This window comes from Methylocystis suflitae (assembly GCF_024448135.1).
Lineage (GTDB): Bacteria > Pseudomonadota > Alphaproteobacteria > Rhizobiales > Beijerinckiaceae > Methylocystis > Methylocystis suflitae.
The window spans coordinates 1-17,190 of sequence record NZ_JAMRYX010000090.1 but is presented as its reverse complement, the minus strand read 5'-3'; the positions used below and the strand labels follow the sequence as shown (position 1 = coordinate 17,190).

The following is a 17,190-nucleotide window of genomic DNA, read 5'->3' as shown; positions in this document are numbered from 1 at the left end:
TGGCGCGCGCGCAGCCGCTGCAACGACGCGGCGCGCATGGCGCCGCGATAGGGCGCGATTCTCGTCGCAATTTGGACATGATCGCGCTTGCGGCGCCATGGCTTAACCATGCGCTGACCATGAATCGTGGCTTTAACGTCACGCCTTCGACAAATTGCGGAACCACCATTTATTCTGCATTTGCAGGGTCGGGCAAACCTTGTAGAAAGAATCGCTCAACGCTGGCGAAGCGCCGACCGTCGGCGATTTTACATTGAGTTTCGCGCCGCGACCCGGGCGGCGACGTTGCGACGAGGACCTGCACTATATGCGCTCAATCAGCGGCATTTGGAAATCATCGTTCCTATTCGCGGTTGTGGCCGCACTGTTGGCGTTTAGCGTTCCAGCGTTCGCCGCGCCTGACATCAATCGAGTCGCATTCGAGGGCAACAGCAAGGTCAAGACTGAGATCTTGCAGGAGCAGGTGCGCTCGCGCGCCCACACGCCCTTCAACCCGCAGCTGGCCGAGGCCGACGTCGCACGCCTGACGGAAGTCTATCGGCGGTCGGGACGCGCAGCGGCGAAAGTGAGCTATCGCACGGTTGATCTGCCAAACGGACGAGTCGACCTCGTCTACTCCGTCGTCGAAGGCGACAAGACTGGCGTTAAGGAAATCCGATTCATCGGCAATGAGGTCTACTCCACACGCCGTCTCGTCGGCATGATGGAGACGACGGAAATGAACTTCCTGTCGTTCCTCAAGACGAGCGACGTTTATGATCCCGACCGCATCGCGGCGGACCTCGAACTCATTCGTCGATTCTATCTCAAGAACGGCTATGCCGATTTTCGCGTGATCAGCTCCGACGTGCAGTTCGATCCGACGGCCGCCGGCTACATCATCACCATCGTCGTGAACGAAGGCCCGCAGTATCGCGTGTCGTCCGTTGGCGTCGAATCCCATCTGCCCGACGTCGACGGCGCCGCGTTGAATGATTTGCTGCGGCTTGCGCCGGGCGACGTCTATAACGGCGACGCGGTCGAGAAGACCGTCGAAGCCTTGACGCGCGAAATCGCCAAGCGGGGCTACGCCTTCACCCAGGCGCGCCCGCGCGGCGAACGCAATCCGGCCAATCAGACGGTCGCGATCCAGTTCCTGCTCGAGGAAGGACCCCGGGTCTACATCGAACGCATCAACATTCGCGGCAATACGCGCACGCGGGACTATGTCATTCGCCGCGAGTTCGATATCGGCGAGGGCGACGCCTATAACCGCGTCCTGATCGACCGCGCCGAACGCCGGCTGAATGGCCTCGGCTATTTCAAAAAGGTGAAAATCACCAATGAGCCGGGCTCAGCGCCCGACCGCGTGATCCTGAACGTCGACGTTGAAGATCAGCCCACCGGCAACTTCGGCATCTCTGGCGGCTATTCGACCAACCAGGGCTTCATCGCCGAAGTGTCCGTGTCGGAAAGCAACTTCATGGGTCGCGGCCAGGCGGTTCGTCTTTCAGTGCAGGGCGGCCAGATCGCCCGCGGCGTGACGTTCAGCTTCACCGAGCCTTATTTCCTCGACCAGCGCATCGCCGCCGGCTTCGACGTCTTCGTGCGTCGACAGGACGCTTATAACTACTCGATCTACAGCTCGACGTCCTACGGCGGCACGTTGCGCTTCGGCATACCGATCACAGAAGAGCTCAGCTTCTCGCCGCACTACTCGATCTATCAAACGACGATCTCCATCCCGAACGACAAGAATCGTCCTTACAACGACTGTTTGGTGCCGGTGTTTGGCTACACGCCTGGTTTCAGTCCGTTCTACCCGCCGGACGCCGGCTATCCGAACCTCCTGGTCAACTGCCAATCGAACGGCGAAGCCTCGCTCGCGATCAAGGAATCGCAGGGAGGGCTGCTGACGTCGCTCGTCGGCTATTCGCTGAACTACAGCACCATCGACAACTTCAAGAACCCCCATAATGGTTGGCTGGCCTCGCTCAATCAGGACGTGGCGGGTCTTGGCGGCGGCACGCGCTATCTGCGCACGACCGGCGACATTCGCTACTTCCGCGAGATTCCCTATCTCGACGACGTGGTCGGCATCGCCCGTCTGCAGGGCGGCGATCTGTCGACCTTCGGCGGCTACAAGCCGCGTATTCAGGACAACTTCAACCTCGGCCCCAGCCTGGTGCGCGGCTTCGCGCCGGGCGGCATTGGTCCGCGCGATTCGAACATTCTGACGAGCTTCAACAACAACCGCGGCAACTCGCTGGGCGGCTCCAACTATGTCGGCGCATCGCTCGAAGTTCAGTTCCCCTTCTGGTACCTGCCCAAGGATCTGGGCTTGAGAGGGGCGCTTTTCGCCGACGCCGGTTCGCTATGGAATTTCAGCGGTAAGACGAACTTCGCCAACAATATGCCGACGATTCCCGGCGTGACCTGCATCGGCGCTTATACGGCGCAGGCGGGCTTCGGCCAGGGCAATTGCGTGGTGCCGATCGCGAACAATTTCGCGATCCGCTCCTCGGTCGGCGCCTCGGTGCTGTGGAATTCGCCCATGGGGCCGATCCGCTTCGATTACGCCGTCGTGACCTCAAAGGTCTATGGCGACATCACGCAGAACTTCCGCTTCAGCGGCGGCACCAACTTCTAATGATCGGGAACGATCGCCGGGCGAACCACGCCCGGCGACCGGCTCAAGGGCTGGCTTGGGCTGCCGCACAGGTCCTTGCAGCGTGAGCGCGGCGGCGTTCTTCCCGTTGGCGCGACCCGCGCCTTTGAGCGAGATTGCGCAGATCGCCGGCGCAGAAATTCGCGGCGGCCCCGACGGCGCGCCCGCGCCGGGCGAACTTGCGCCGCCGCCCCTCATCATCGGCGTCGCGCCGCTCGATTGGAGCAGGCCGGGCGACCTCTGCTTCTTCGACAAGCCGCGCTATCGCAAGGCGCTCTCGGAATGCCGAGCGACCGCCTGCTTTCTGCGCGAGCGCCATCTTGATCTGCTGCCGAACGCCGTCGTCGCGCTACTCGTCGACGATCCGCAGCGCGCGATGACGCTCGCGGCGGCGCATCTCTTTCCGGAGGCGCTGCGACCCGGCTCCTTATTTCAATCCAGCGGCGTTTCTCCGGGAGCGGCGGTGCATCCGCAGGCGCGACTCGAACCAGGCGTGGTCGTTGATCCCGGCGCCGTGATCGGGCCGGGCGCCGAGATCGGCGCTGGAACAATTATCGGGCCGCAAGCGGTGATCGGTCCGAATGTGCGCATCGGCCGCGACTGTTCGATTGGCGCGCATGCAAGCCTCACGCATGCGCTGATCGGCGACCGCGTCGTCATTCATCCGGGCGCGCGGCTTGGGCAGGATGGCTTCGGCTTCGCGCCGACGCGCGAAGGCTATCTCAAGACGCCGCAGGTCGGTCGCGTGATCGTGCAGGACGATGTCGAGATCGGCGCCAATACGACGATTGATCGAGGCGCTTCGCGCGACACGATTATCGGCGAGGGAACGAAAATCGATAATCTCGTGCAGATCGGCCACAATGTGGTGATCGGCCGATTTTGCGCCATCGTCGCGCAATCGGGCGTCGCCGGCTCCTGTGAGATCGGCGATTTCGTCGCGCTTGGCGGACAATCCGCCGTCGCCGGCCACCTCACAATCGGCGAAGGCGCAGCGGTTGCGGCTAAATCCGGGGTGATGCGCGACCTGCCGGCCGGGGCGCGGGTCGGCGGCGCGCCAGCGCGACCGTTGCGGCGATTCCTGCGCGGCGCGGCGCTGCTCGATCGACTCGCGCGCAAGGACAAGACGACGTAAGACAATCAAAACACAATGGGATGGCGCTTGCCAAGCCCTCGAGAAGGAGGAAGAAATGTCCGAGGCCGCGGCCGGCGCGACTCTGGAGAGCGCCGACATTTTGCAGATCATGAGCCAACTGCCGCATCGGTATCCGTTCTTGCTCGTCGATCGCATCTTCGACATCCGCGGTGACGAATCTTGCGTCGGCGTGAAGAACGTCACGGTCAACGAGCCGCAGTTTCAGGGGCATTTTCCCGAGCGTCCCATCATGCCCGGGGTCCTGCTCATCGAGGCGATGGCGCAGACCGCCGGCGTCATCGCCATCCGCGCGCTGAAAGGCGCGGACCGGTCGCGTCTGGTTTATTTCGTCACGATCGACAACGCGAAATTCCGCAAGCCGGTGACGCCCGGCGACCGCGTCGAATTCCATATGGCCAAAACTGCGCAGAAGCGAAACATCTGGTGGTATTCTGGCAGAGCGATGGTCGACGGCGCGCTGGTCTGCGAGGCGCAGATCAGCGTCATGATGGGCGCTTAGCTTCACCGAGGCGCGTGCGACAATGAACCCTTCGGTTCATCCGTCCTCTGTGGTCGAAGACGGCGCGCGGCTCGGCGCAGGCGTCGCCATCGGCCCGTTCTGCCACATCGGCGCGGACGTCGAGATCGGCGACGGCGCGACTCTCCTCTCCCATGTCGTCGTCGGCGGGCGGACGCGAATCGGCGCGCGCGCCCGGATTTTCCCCTTCGCCGCGGTGGGACTGCCGTCGCAGGATATCAAGGCTGCGCTCGCACAGGGCGCGCTGACGATCGGCGACGATTGCGTCATTCGTGAAGGCGCGACCATCAATGCAGGCGCGGGCGAGGGCACGCATATCGGGGCGCGCTGCGTATTTCTTGCCGCTTCGCACGTCGCTCACGACTGTCGGCTGGGCGACGACGTGATACTGTCCAATCAGGTTCTGCTGGGCGGGCACGTCGAGATTGGGGACCATGCGATGATCGGCGGCGCGACGGCGGTGCATCAGAATGTGCGCATCGGCGCGCACGCCTTCGTTGGCGGCCTCTCGGGCGTCGAAGGCGACGTCATTCCCTACGCGCTTGCGTCGGGCAACCGCGCCCATCTTTTCGGCCTCAACCGCATCGGCCTGCAGCGGCGCGGTTTCTCGCCGGAGCGCGTCGAGCAACTACGCCGGGCGTATCGCCTGCTCTTCGCGCGCGAGGCGCGCCCGCTGAGCGAACGCATCGACTGTCTTTCACGGGATTTCGCGGATGACGCAGACATTGCGGCGATCGTAGAATTTCTGCGCGCGCCCTCGACGCGGCCGCTTTGCGCGCCTCGCGCCCGCGCTGAATCGCCTTGAACGCGCCGCGCATCTTCCTTGTCGCCGGCGAAGCCTCTGGCGATCAGCTCGGCGCAGCGTTGATGCGGGCTTTGCGCGCTGCGCGTCCAGAGACCGTTTTCGCCGGCGTCGGGGGCGAGGCGATGGCGCGCGAAGGCCTCGCTTCGCTGTTTCCGCTCGAAGACATCGCCGTGATGGGCCTCATTCCTGTCTTGGCGCGGCTGCCGCGTCTTCTCCGGCGCATCGCGCAGACGGCGCGCGCGGTCATCGATCAGGCGCCGGATTGTCTCGTCATCATCGACGCGCCGGATTTTACCCATCGCGTCGCGCGCCGGGTGCGGGCCGCCCGACCTGACCTGCCGATCGTTGATTACGTCAGCCCGACCGTATGGGCGTGGAGGCCCGGCCGCGCGTCCGCGATGCGTGACTATGTCGATTGCCTGCTGGCGCTGCTGCCCTTTGAGCCGCAGGCGCATGTTCGCCTCGGCGGCCCGCGATGCGTCTATGTCGGCCATCCGCTCGTCGAGCGTCTCGACGAGTTGGCGCGGCCCCTTCAGGAGCGCGGCGGCGCGCGCACCCTGCTTGTTCTGCCCGGGTCGCGTCTGGCGGAAGTGCGACGCATGACGCCGATCTACGGTGACGCGCTCGAACTTCTCTTGCGCGAACGCGCCGACTTCGAGGTCGCCATTCCTGTCGCGCCGAATGTTGAGAAGACCTTGTTGCGTGAGTTGCAGGGATGGCCGTTGACGCCGCGTCTGATTGGCCAGGCGGAGAAATTCGCCGCCTTTCGAAATGCGCGCGCCGCGCTCGTCACGTCCGGCGTCGCGACGCTGGAGCTGGCGCTCGCCGGAGTTCCGATGGTGGTCGCCTATAAGGTCTCGCGCGCCGAATCGCTGCTGCGCTTTCTCGTCAAAGTCGAGTCGATCGTGCTGCCCAATCTCATCATCGGCGAGAATATTGTGCCGGAATTCCTGCAGGAGGCGGCGACGCCGCGCGCGCTCGCCGAGGCGTTGAGGCCGCTCTTGCGCGAGAGCGCCGCGCGCGAAGCGCAGCTCGCAGCCTTCAAGCGCGTCCGCGAGCGCCTGCTCGAGACAGGCCGAACGCCGAGCGCTCGGGCGGCTGACATCATCCTCGAATATGCGTCGCGCGGTCGCTCATAGAGCGTTCTGGGATCAGAAGGGAATGTCGTCGTCGAGTTGGTCGGAAAGCTTGCCGGCCGGGGCGGGACGCCGTTCGCTGGGACCGCGCTCCATCGGCGAGGAGCGGCCAAAGGATCCGCCGCTTTGGCTATAGCCGCTGTCGTAGTCGCCCTCGCCGCGTCCGCCCTTGCTGTCGAGCAGAGTCAGCTCGCCGCGAAAACGTTGCAGCACGACATCGGTCGCCTTGCGCTGATTGCCGTCCTTGTCGGTGTATTCGCGTGTCTGCAGCTGGCCCTCGAGATAGATCTTGGAGCCCTTGCGGCAGTATTGCTCAGCGATCTTCCCGAGATTTTCGTTGAAGATCGACACATTGTGCCACTCGGTCCGATCTTTGCGCTCGCCGGTGTTCTTGTCGCGCCAGGATTCGGTGGTCGCCACCGAAAAAGAGACGACGCGATCGCCGGACGGCAGCGTCCGCACCTCCGGATCGCGGCCGAGATGGCCGATCAGGATCACTTTGTTGACGCTGCCCGCCATATCGCTCTCCGCTTGCTTGACGCGTGGCACTCTAGTGCAAAGGCCGCTCCTGGGGCGCGCCGGCTCGGCTTGTCCACAGATGATGTGCGCGCCGCGCGACCCGAAACGTTCGTTTTTTGTTCTAACATTTGTCGTAACCTCGTGCAAGCACAGGAAATTTTTGTTCTCTTTTCCTAAGGAGAGGTTGCGCGCGTCTGCGGGCTCCCGGTCTCAATCGGTCGTGACGCCGATCGCGACATCGGAAGGATCAATCTTGCGTGCGAGTCCCGCCGTCAGCCGCGCGCGGTCCAGCTCGCCCTCCCAGGCGGCGACCACGATGGCGGCGACGCCATTGCCGATGAAATTGGTCAAGGCCCGGCACTCGCTCATGAATTTATCGACGCCGAGCACAAGCGACATGCCCGGCGCCAGCTGCGGATCGACCGCCGTCAGCGTCGCCGCCAGGGTGATGAACCCCGCGCCGGAAACGCCGCTCGCGCCTTTCGACGTCAGCATTGCGACGATGAGGATGGTCGCCTGATGGGACAGATCAAGCTCGATGCCCATCGCGCGCGCGATGAACAGCGTCGTCAGCGTCATATAGATGTTGGTGCCGTCGAGATTGAAGGAATAGCCCGTCGGCACGACGAGTCCGACGACTGACTTCGAGCAGCCGAGCCATTGCAGCTTCTCCATCAAGGCGGGCAGGGCGCTTTCCGATGAGGATGTGCCAAGCACGATGAGCAGCTCGTCGCGCAGATAGGCGATAAGGCTGAAGATGTTGAAGCCGGCCGCGCGTGCGATGGCGCCGAGCACCAAGACGACGAAGACCCCGGCGGTGAGATAGAACAGACCGACGAGTCCAGCGAGCGAGAGAAGCGCAGCCGAGCCGTATTTCGCGACCGTATAGGCCATGGCGCCGAAGGCGCCGATCGGCGCCGCCTTCATGATGATGGCGATGACGCCGAACATGGCGTGGCCGACGTCGTCGATGATCACCCGCAGCGCGCGGCCGCGCTCGCCGAGCGCGAGAAGCGCGAAGCCGAAGAGCAGCGAGAATAGCAAAACTTGCAGAATATCGCCCTTGGCGAAGGCGCCGATCGCGCTGTCGGGGATGATGTCGAGAAGAAAATCGACGCCGCCGCGCTTTTCCGCGAGCGCCGTATATTTGGCGACGGCGGAAGGGTCGGGTTTTCCGGCGAAGCCAGCGCCGACCTGCGCAAGATTTCCAATCAGCAGGCCAAGCGCGAGGGCGAATGTGGAGACGATCTCGAAATAGAGGAGCGCCTTGAGGCCGACGCGGCCGACCTTGCGCGCGTCCTCGATATGGGCGACGCCGGAGACGACCGTGCAAAAGATGATCGGCGCGATCGCCATCTTGATGAGCTTGACGAAGCCGTCGCCGAGCGCCTTCACCCAGTCCTGCGCGGCGACGTGCGGCGCCAGCCAGCCGAACAGCGCGCCAATCGCAATGGCCGCGAGCACCTGGACATAGAGGTGGCGGTAGAGGGGTTTTCGACTGCTCGGGGCGAACGGAGCGGTCGGCGTCGCCTTTTTGCCAGTGCGTAAGTCGAGCGTCACGAAGGGGAGCTCCCGGAGAGCGTCGAAGAACTCTATTGGACCGTGAAAGGATTTATGACAGCAAGGTCTAAATCGCTAAAGTCTGCAACATTGCGCGTCGCGAGCGTCATCGCATGCGCAGATGCAATGCTTGCGACCATTGCATCCATGACGGCGAGCGGCTTGCCTCGCATTTTGCTTCTGGCGCGCAAACGGGCGAAGGCGAGCGCCGCGCGTTGATCAAACGCCAATATGCGGCCAGCGAAAATCTCATCTTCGATCGCGTCGCAGGCCTTGGTCAAAACATCCTTCTTTCGCCCCTGAGGCAGCAGCGCCAGACCAAAACGAAGCTCCGCGATAACTGGCGTCGCAATGAAGAAATCGAGCTCAGAATATGAGTCCATCCAGCGCCGCACGTTACCGTCGCCCATCGGCTTCATCATTTCAAAGACGATGTTGGTGTCGAGCAAGATCATTCGAAATCCGGCGAGGCGCGGTCGCTGTGATCACGAGGCAGAATGAAATCGTCCGTCCAATCTTCTTGCGACACGAGACCCTTAAGCCGCGTTCCAAGTCCTCCGGCTCCTCGGGCGCGCTCTGGCCGCATAGCCTGAGACAAAGCGCGTTCCAGCAACAATTTCGCCTGGCTCGAAATGCTGCGCTTATGCCCGTGAGCCAGATCTTCGATCTGGCGCTTCATTTCCGGGGGAACGTTTCTCAACAGTATGTCAGGCACGCCAATCTCCGGGTTTGATATCAATGATATCGCCATGCGGGCGCGACATCAAGACCGACATCAAAGGCAGCTGATCGGGCATCGGATAAGCTTCAGATGGATTTATGCGGCGGCGCGTGGCATTTGCCTTGCTCAGCGCCTAAATGACGCTTCCACTCTCCTTCCGGCCTTTGTGAATGGCGATCATCAAGCAAAAAGACGCGCGAGCGGGCGCATCAATTCACTCCAGCGCAGACTCCAAATCCATCTCCATTCGCGGCGCGCGCGAACATAATCTCAAGAATGTCGATCTGACGATTCCGCGCGATAAGCTCGTGGTGTTCACCGGCCTGTCCGGCTCGGGCAAATCGTCGCTGGCCTTCGACACCATTTATGCCGAAGGCCAGCGCCGCTATGTCGAGTCGCTGTCGGCCTATGCGCGGCAATTTCTGGAGATCATGCAGAAGCCTGACGTCGATCAGATCGACGGGCTTTCGCCGGCGATCTCCGTCGAACAGAAGACGACATCCAAAAACCCGCGCTCGACCGTCGGCACGGTCACCGAGATTCACGACTATATGCGTTTGCTCTGGGCCCGCGTCGGCGTGCCCTATTCGCCAGCGACAGGGCTGCCGATCGAGAGCCAGACCGTCTCGCAGATGGTCGATCGCGTGCTGGCGCTTCCTGAAGGCTCGCGGCTCTATCTGCTCGCGCCGGTCGTGCGCGGCCGCAAAGGCGAATACCGCAAGGAGATCGCCGAATATACGAAAAAGGGCTTCCAGCGCCTCAAGATCGACGGGACCTATCATGAGATCGCCGACGCGCCTGCGCTCGACAAGAAATTGAAGCACGACATCGATGTCGTGGTCGATCGCATTGTCGTGCGCCCCGACATGAGCGCGCGATTGGCCGACAGTTTTGAGACCGCGCTCGATTTGTCGGGCGGCCTCGCCGTCGTTGAATTCGCCGACGTCCCGAAAGGCGAGAACGTTCTAATCGCGCCCGTGCAGTCGGCGGCGAATGTCTCGACGCATTACGCCCCGCATCACATTTTGTTTTCGTCGAAATTCGCCTGTCCGGTGTCGGGCTTCACCATCCCCGAGATCGAGCCGCGGTTGTTTTCGTTCAATAATCCCTTCGGCGCCTGTCCAGTTTGCGGCGGCATCGGCCATGAGCAGAAGGTCGACGCCGATCTCGTCGCCCCAAATCCGAAGCTGACGCTGCGCAAAGGCGCGATCGCGCCCTGGGCGAAATCAACTTCGCCCTATTATCAGCAGACGCTCGAAGCGCTCGGCAAGCATTACAAGTTTCGGCTCGACGTCCCGTGGGAGACGCTTTCCGACAAGGCGCGAAACGTCATTCTCTATGGATCGGGGGACGAGGAGATCCGCTTTTCCTATGACGACGGCTTTCGCGCCTATGACGTGAAGAAGCCCTTCGAAGGCGTCGTCATCAATCTCGAGCGGCGCTATCTCGAAACCGAAAGCGAATGGGCGCGCGACGAGATCGGCCGCTATATGTCGGCGACGCCGTGCCTCGCCTGCGAAGGCTTTCGCTTGAAGCCCGAAGCGCTCGCCGTCAAAGTCGCGCGCAAACATATCGGCGAAGTCTCGGAGCTTTCCGTGCGCGCCGCGCTCGAGTGGTTTCGCGCGCTACCCGACGCGCTCGACAAGAAACGCAATGAAATCGCCTTCCGCATTCTGAAGGAGATTCGCGACCGGCTAAACTTTCTCGTCGATGTCGGCCTCGACTATCTGACGCTGTCGCGCAATTCAGGCTCGCTCTCGGGGGGCGAAAGCCAGCGGATCCGCCTCGCGTCGCAAATCGGCTCGGGACTGACCGGCGTTCTTTACGTGCTGGACGAACCGTCGATCGGGCTGCATCAGCGCGACAATGACCGTCTGCTCGACACGCTGCGGCGGCTGCGCAATCTCGGCAACAGCGTCATCGTCGTCGAGCACGACGAGGACGCGATTCTCGCCGCGGATTATGTCGTCGATGTCGGACCCGGCGCCGGCATTCACGGCGGCAAAATCGTCGCGCAAGGGACGCCGGCGGAGATCATGAACGATCCCGCGTCGCTCACTGGGCAATATTTGACCGGCGAGAAGCAGGTGATTCTTCGTCACAAGCTGCGCAAGCCGACGGCGGGCCGTTGGCTCAAGCTCTTTGGCGCGCGCGGCAATAATCTTAAGGACGTCACGGCGGAAGTGCCGCTTGGCCTTTTCACTTGCGTCACTGGCGTCTCGGGCGGCGGCAAGTCGACGCTCGTCATCGAAACGCTCTACAAGGCCGTAGCCCGGCGGCTCTCCGGCGCGCATGAGCACCCGGCGCCCTTCGATCGCCTCGAAGGACTCGAGCAGATCGACAAGATCATCGACATCGATCAGTCGCCAATCGGCCGCACGCCGCGCTCCAATCCCGCGACCTACACCGGCGCCTTCACGCCCATTCGCGAATGGTTCGCGGGCCTCCCCGAGGCGAAGGCGCGCGGCTATGCGCCGGGACGCTTCTCCTTCAACGTCAAGGGCGGCCGCTGCGAAGCCTGCCAGGGCGACGGCGTCATCAAAATCGAGATGCACTTTCTCCCAGACGTCTACGTGACCTGCGACGTGTGCAAGGGCAAGCGTTACGATCGCGAGACGCTCGAAGTGAAATATCGCGAAAAATCCATCGCCGACGTGCTCGACATGACGGTCGAGGAGGCGGCGAATCTGTTCAAGGCGGTGCCCTCGATCCGCGACAAGATGGAAACTTTAAAACGCGTCGGCCTCGATTACATCCATGTCGGCCAGCAGGCGACGACGCTATCGGGGGGCGAGGCCCAGCGCGTCAAGCTCTCTAAGGAGCTGTCGCGCCGCTCCACAGGCCGCACGCTCTATATTCTCGACGAGCCGACGACAGGTCTGCATTTCCACGACGTCGCCAAGCTGCTCGAAGTGCTGCATGAACTTGTCGAGCAGGGGAACACGGTGCTGGTGATCGAGCACAATCTCGAGGTCATCAAGACGGCGGATTGGATCATCGACATGGGGCCGGAGGGCGGCGACGGCGGCGGCGAAATCGTCGCGGCCGGACCGCCATCTCAGATCATCAAGGAGACGCGCAGCCACACGGGGCGCTATCTCGCCGAAGCAATGGCGCGAAAATCATCTGCGGCGGCGCCGGCGCCGGCGAAATCTAAGAAAGCGCGGACACTTTAAGTTCGTCACAGAAGCGCCGCGGCCACGCCTTCTCCTCAAAAGCAGTGAGCCGCCTCGCAAGGGCTTCGCGAAGCGGCTCATGTTTGTTGTGCGGCGCACTGCGTTGGGCGTTTAGCTCTTCAACGGCGCCGGACGTTCGTCGCGTTCCGCATCGGCAGCGCGAACCGGCGCGTCATCTCCCGACGCGGCTTCTTCCGCGGCGCGCTTCTTGCCGGCTTCGAAGATGTCGCGCTCAGGCCGCGGCAGCACCGGGCCCTCGGGGAAGACGAAGCCCAGCGACTTCGCTCCGCTGTCGTCGCCGACGACGACGACGCGCACAGCGCCGCCATTCTTGAGGCGGCCGAACAGCACCTCGTCGGCGAGCGGCGTCTTGATGTGCTGGTGAATGACCCGCGACATCGGCCGCGCGCCCATCGATTCGTCATAGCCGTGCTCGACGAGCCAGCTGCGCGCTTCGTCGGTGAGTTCGATCGTGACGTTGCGGTCGGCAAGCTGCGCTTCGAGCTGCATGATGAATTTGTCGACAACGCGCTTGATGACGTCGACCGGCAGATGACCGAAAGGCACGATGGCGTCGAGACGATTGCGGAACTCCGGCGCAAAGAGCCGATTGATCGCTTCGCTGTCGTCGAGATCGCGGCGCGTGCGCGTGAAGCCGATCGGCGTGCGGGCAAGATCCTGCGCGCCCGCATTCGTCGTCATGATGAGGATGACGTTGCGGAAGTCGATCGTCTTGCCGTTGTGATCGGTCAGCTTCCCGTGATCCATTACCTGCAGCAGGATGTTGTAAAGATCGGGATGCGCCTTCTCGATCTCGTCGAGCAGCAGCACGCAATGCGGATGCTGGTCGATGGCGTCGGTCAGCAGACCGCCCTGATCAAAGCCGACATAGCCGGGCGGCGCGCCGATCAGCCGGCTCACCGTATGGCGCTCCATATATTCCGACATGTCGAAGCGCACGAGCTCGATGCCGAGCGATGTCGCGAGCTGGCGCGCGGCTTCGGTCTTGCCGACGCCGGTCGGACCGGAGAAGAGATAGCAGCCGATCGGCTTCTCTTGATCGCGCAGACCGGCCCGCGCGAGCTTGATCGCCGACGTCAGCGCCGAGATCGCCTTATCCTGCCCGTAGACGACGCGCCGCAGCGTCTCATCGAGATGCGCGAGAACTTCGGCGTCGTCCTTGGAGACGGTCTTCGCCGGCACGCGCGCCATGGTGGCGATCGTCGTTTCGATCTCTTTCAGTCCGATCGTCTTCTTGCGCTTGTTTTCCGCGACCAGCATCTGCGCCGCGCCGGTTTCGTCGATCACGTCGATCGCCTTGTCCGGCAGCTTGCGGTCATGAATGTAACGCGCCGAGAGCTCCACCGCCGCCTTTAGCGCGTCGTTGGTGTAGCGGATCTTATGGAACTCCTCGAAATAGGGCTTGAGCCCCTTCACGATTTCGATCGCATCGGGGATCGAGGGTTCGTTGACGTCAATCTTCTGGAAGCGGCGAACGAGCGCGCGGTCCTTCTCGAAATATTGCCGGTATTCCTTGTAGGTCGTCGAGCCGATGCAGCGCAGAACGCCCTGCGCCAGCGCGGGCTTCAGAAGGTTCGAGGCGTCCATCGCGCCGCCCGAGGTGGCGCCCGCGCCAATCACCGTATGGATCTCGTCGATGAAGAGAATCGCGTTCTTGTGATTCTCGATTTCCTTCACGACCTGCTTCAGGCGTTCTTCGAAGTCGCCGCGATAGCGCGTGCCGGCGAGCAGCGCGCCCATGTCGAGCGCGAACACCGTCGCCCCGGCGAGAACCTCCGGCACTTCGTTCGAGACGATCTTACGCGCGAGGCCTTCGGCGATCGCCGTCTTGCCCACGCCGGGATCGCCGACCAGCAGGGGATTATTCTTCTGCCGGCGGCACAGAACCTGAATCGTGCGCAGCACTTCCGGCTCGCGGCCGATCAGCGGGTCGATTCGACCGTCGCGCGCCTTCCTGTTGAGGTTGACGCAATAGGCCTCGAGCGCGCCTTCCTTCTTGCGGCTCTCGCCGTCGCGGCCCTCCCGGCCTTCGCTGCGCTCGCCGTCTTCCTCGACGCCGCGCGGGCTCCGGCTGGCGTCCGAAAGCCCCGGACGCTTGGCGATGCCATGGCTGATGAAATTGACGGCGTCATAGCGCGTCATGTCCTGCTCCTGCAGGAAATAGACAGCGTGGCTTTCGCGCTCGGCGAACAGCGCGACAAGCACATTGGCGCCGCTGACGTCTTCGCGGCCGGACGATTGGACGCTGATAATCGCCCGCTGCACGACCCGCTGGAATCCCGCGGTAGGCTTGCATTCATCCGCGTCATCGTTGACGAGGTTGTCGAGCTCGCGATCGATGTAGTCGCGCAAATTCTTGGTCAGTACGTCGAGATCCACCGAACAGGCGCGGAGCACCGCCGACGCGTCGACGTCCTCGACGAGACTCAGCAGGAGGTGCTCGAGCGTCGCATATTCATGGCGCCGCTCGCGGGCGGACGCGAGCGCACGATCGAGGGTCTGCTTGAGATTGCGCGAGAAGGTCGGCATGCGCTCGTCCTATTTCTTTTCCATGATGCATTGCAGAGGATGCTGATGCTTCCTTGCAAAATCCATGACCTGGGTGACTTTGGTCTCAGCGACCTCGTAGGTGTAGACGCCGCATTCGCCGACGCCGTGATTGTGGACGTGGAGCATGATGCGCGTGGCTTCCTCCACGGACTTGTTGAAATATTTGCGCAGCACGATCACCACGAACTCCTGGGTCGTGTAGTCGTCATTCAACAAAAGCACCCGATACATATTGGGCTTGCGCGTCTGAGGACGCGTGCGCGTGACGAGCGCGGTTCCGGCCCCGGGACCGACGTCGCCTCCCCCTTTGCGCGGCTCCTTGGCCGCTCGCGGCGCATTAGCCGCCATCGCTAGCGTTAAATCCTCCGCCGCCACGTCTTCACCCTTTCGATCCTTTTCATGTAGGTCGGCACGTTGGTTCTTTTAGGGTCGCCTCGCAGAATCTGGGCCATTTCCACGGTGAGGGAAATCAAGAACATCGCTAGTTTTGAGCTTTCCCTCCGGCTTGGCAAGGGGTCGCACGACGCGTCGCCGAGTTTGGTCGAAGGCCGCATCAATAAAAAATTTACCTACGCAAGATTAGCGTCACACCGCTAACCTTCAGGCATTCAAGTGCGTCGACCCCTCGAGCATCGCCGATTAAGCCAACCCCGCGCCGGCCTTCCGGCGGGCGTCTGGAGTCTCGCGGCGCTGTCGATCGCCGCTTGTTTGTGCAGCGTGCTCGGCGCGAAGCTGCTCTCGAATATGTTTGAGCCTCCCGAAACCCTAGCGCCGGCGCGCGTTTCCGGGGGCGCGGAAGCCGAACTGCGCGGCCTTGCCAAGGCGGCGCCGCAACCTGAGGCGCCGACAGGACAACGCGAGGCCGACGTCGACCATTTGCCGACAGGCTCGATCCCGGACGGGCGCAAAGGGCGGAAGGCGTTGACGCCTTGCGGCGAAGCTGGCGAAATCGCCGATCATTAAGTTTTTTTGCGGCCAATCCTCGTGTGCGCGGCCCGACGTGCGCATATATTTATTGACAATCTGGCATTTGCCCGTAAAGCATTCCCGTGGCCATCGCCCGCGCTTCTTTGCGGCGGACCGTCGGCGGGCCAAATAGCTGTTGCGGCGTCGACGGCGACTTCTCTCAACATCCACGCGCGCTTCTTTACGGCTGGCGCGCAAGCGGAGTTTCCGCACATGCGAGCCGTAATTCAGGATAATTAATGACATTCGAAGAACTGGGCCTTTCCCAAAAGGTTCTCGCAGCCGTCCAAACGTCCGGCTATACGACCCCCACGCCAATTCAGGCGCAGGCCATTCCACCCGCCTTGCAGGGGCGCGACATTCTCGGCATCGCCCAAACGGGCACCGGCAAGACAGCCGCCTTTACCCTGCCGATGCTGAGCCGTCTCGAAAGCGGCCGCGCCCGCGCCAGAATGCCGCGAACGCTTATTCTGGAGCCGACGCGGGAACTTGCCGCGCAAGTCGAAGCAAGCTTCGCCAAATACGGCAAGAACCATCGCCTCAACGTCGCGCTGCTGATCGGCGGCGTCGCCTTCGGCGAGCAAGAAACCAAAATCATGCGCGGGGCCGACGTGCTGATCGCCACGCCGGGCCGCCTGCTCGACTTCTTCGATCGCGGCAAGCTGCTGCTCACCGGCATCGAAGTTCTCGTCATCGACGAGGCGGACCGTATGCTCGACATGGGTTTCATTCCCGACATCGAGCGCGTCTGCAAGCTGGTGCCGTTCACGCGGCAGACGCTCTTCTTTTCTGCGACCATGCCGCCTGAAATCACGCGGCTGACTGAAGCCTTTCTGCATAATCCGATCCGCTGCGAAGTCTCGCGCGCCGCGACGACGGCGACCACGATCCGGCAGGTTCTCGTCGCTTCGCGGGGCCACGCCGATAAGCGTGAGACGTTGCGCAACCTCATTCGCGACGCCGAAAACTTCAAGAACGCGATCATCTTCTGCAACCGCAAGCGCGACGTGGCGACTCTACATCGCTCGCTCGTCAAGCACGGCTTTTCCGCCGGCGCCCTGCACGGCGACATGGATCAGCTCGCGCGGATGGCCTCGCTCGACGCGTTCAAGACTGGCGATGTGTCGCTGATCGTGTGTTCAGATGTGGCGGCTCGCGGCCTCGACATTCCGGACGTGAGCCATGTGTTCAACTTCGACGTCCCGACGCACAGCGAAGATTACGTGCATAGGATCGGCCGCACCGGCCGCGCTGGCCGGTCAGGCGTGGCGATCACGCTCGTCACCGACGACGACATGAAATATATCGACCAGATCCAGAGCCTCATCGGCAAGGCGATCGACTGGGAGGGGCCGGGCTTCGACGCTTTGCCGCCGCCGATGGAGACGAGCAGCCGCCCGCAAGAGCGCCGCGGCG

At 62.8% G+C, this 17,190-nt stretch carries 14 protein-coding genes; 9 read left to right on the top strand and 5 right to left on the bottom strand.

What is annotated here, in order from left to right:
- The 6 genes from NEI07_RS07590 to lpxB all read left to right on the top strand — a co-directional run.
- A partial coding sequence (locus NEI07_RS07590) for a hypothetical protein (protein WP_256033782.1) occupies positions 1 to 257 on the top strand: 257 nt, incomplete at its 5' end.
- A gap of 50 nt (positions 258 to 307) precedes the next feature.
- Positions 308 to 2,629 carry an outer membrane protein assembly factor BamA gene (bamA, locus tag NEI07_RS07585; protein ID WP_256033780.1) on the top strand — a complete coding sequence of 774 codons (2,322 nt, stop codon included), beginning with the start codon at positions 308 to 310 and terminating at the stop codon, positions 2,627 to 2,629.
- Between the two features lie 124 nt (positions 2,630 to 2,753).
- Positions 2,754 to 3,782 (top strand): UDP-3-O-(3-hydroxymyristoyl)glucosamine N-acyltransferase, encoded by a 1,029-nt coding sequence (gene lpxD, locus NEI07_RS07580; RefSeq protein ID WP_305123657.1) that lies wholly within the window; start codon positions 2,754 to 2,756, stop codon positions 3,780 to 3,782.
- A 55-nt stretch (positions 3,783 to 3,837) separates the two neighbouring features.
- The gene (fabZ, locus tag NEI07_RS07575; protein ID WP_256033776.1) at positions 3,838 to 4,302 is read left to right on the top strand and encodes a 3-hydroxyacyl-ACP dehydratase FabZ; all 465 of its coding nucleotides are present in this window, start codon (positions 3,838 to 3,840) and stop codon (positions 4,300 to 4,302) included.
- Positions 4,303 to 4,324: 22 nt separating this feature from the next.
- Positions 4,325 to 5,125 carry an acyl-ACP--UDP-N-acetylglucosamine O-acyltransferase gene (gene lpxA, locus NEI07_RS07570; protein ID WP_256033774.1) on the top strand — a complete coding sequence of 267 codons (801 nt, stop codon included), beginning with the start codon at positions 4,325 to 4,327 and terminating at the stop codon, positions 5,123 to 5,125.
- Positions 5,122 to 6,264 carry a lipid-A-disaccharide synthase gene (gene lpxB / locus NEI07_RS07565; RefSeq protein ID WP_256033773.1) on the top strand — a complete coding sequence of 381 codons (1,143 nt, stop codon included), beginning with the start codon at positions 5,122 to 5,124 and terminating at the stop codon, positions 6,262 to 6,264. The genes lpxA and lpxB overlap by 4 nt, the downstream gene beginning before the upstream one ends.
- A gap of 12 nt (positions 6,265 to 6,276) precedes the next feature.
- Here lpxB and ssb read toward each other — a convergent pair whose 3' ends face one another.
- The 3 genes from ssb to NEI07_RS07550 form a co-directional block, all read right to left on the bottom strand.
- The gene (ssb, locus tag NEI07_RS07560; protein ID WP_256033772.1) at positions 6,277 to 6,780 is read right to left on the bottom strand and encodes a single-stranded DNA-binding protein; all 504 of its coding nucleotides are present in this window, start codon (positions 6,778 to 6,780) and stop codon (positions 6,277 to 6,279) included.
- A 210-nt stretch (positions 6,781 to 6,990) separates the two neighbouring features.
- The gene (dctA, locus tag NEI07_RS07555; RefSeq protein WP_256033771.1) at positions 6,991 to 8,340 is read right to left on the bottom strand and encodes a C4-dicarboxylate transporter DctA; all 1,350 of its coding nucleotides are present in this window, start codon (positions 8,338 to 8,340) and stop codon (positions 6,991 to 6,993) included.
- Positions 8,341 to 8,372: 32 nt separating this feature from the next.
- Complete coding sequence (locus tag NEI07_RS07550; RefSeq protein WP_256033770.1) at positions 8,373 to 8,795, bottom strand: type II toxin-antitoxin system VapC family toxin; 423 nt, start codon at positions 8,793 to 8,795, stop codon at positions 8,373 to 8,375.
- A 436-nt stretch (positions 8,796 to 9,231) separates the two neighbouring features.
- Between NEI07_RS07550 and uvrA the strand changes: the two genes are divergently transcribed.
- Complete coding sequence (gene uvrA, locus NEI07_RS07545; protein WP_256033769.1) at positions 9,232 to 12,237, top strand: excinuclease ABC subunit UvrA; 3,006 nt, start codon at positions 9,232 to 9,234, stop codon at positions 12,235 to 12,237.
- Positions 12,238 to 12,348: 111 nt separating this feature from the next.
- On the opposite strand, the gene clpA is transcribed toward uvrA, so the two are convergent.
- Complete coding sequence (gene clpA, locus NEI07_RS07540; RefSeq protein WP_256033766.1) at positions 12,349 to 14,787, bottom strand: ATP-dependent Clp protease ATP-binding subunit ClpA; 2,439 nt, start codon at positions 14,785 to 14,787, stop codon at positions 12,349 to 12,351.
- A 9-nt stretch (positions 14,788 to 14,796) separates the two neighbouring features.
- Positions 14,797 to 15,156 carry an ATP-dependent Clp protease adapter ClpS gene (gene clpS / locus NEI07_RS07535; RefSeq protein WP_256033765.1) on the bottom strand — a complete coding sequence of 120 codons (360 nt, stop codon included), beginning with the start codon at positions 15,154 to 15,156 and terminating at the stop codon, positions 14,797 to 14,799.
- 264 nt (positions 15,157 to 15,420) lie between these two features.
- Here clpS and NEI07_RS07530 point away from each other — a divergent pair, with 264 nt between their 5' ends.
- Entirely contained in the window at positions 15,421 to 15,771 is a 351-nt protein-coding gene (locus NEI07_RS07530; protein WP_256033764.1) for a hypothetical protein, read from the top strand.
- A gap of 242 nt (positions 15,772 to 16,013) precedes the next feature.
- On the top strand, positions 16,014 to 17,190 hold a 1,177-nt coding region (locus tag NEI07_RS07525; protein ID WP_256033763.1), incomplete at its 3' end, for a DEAD/DEAH box helicase.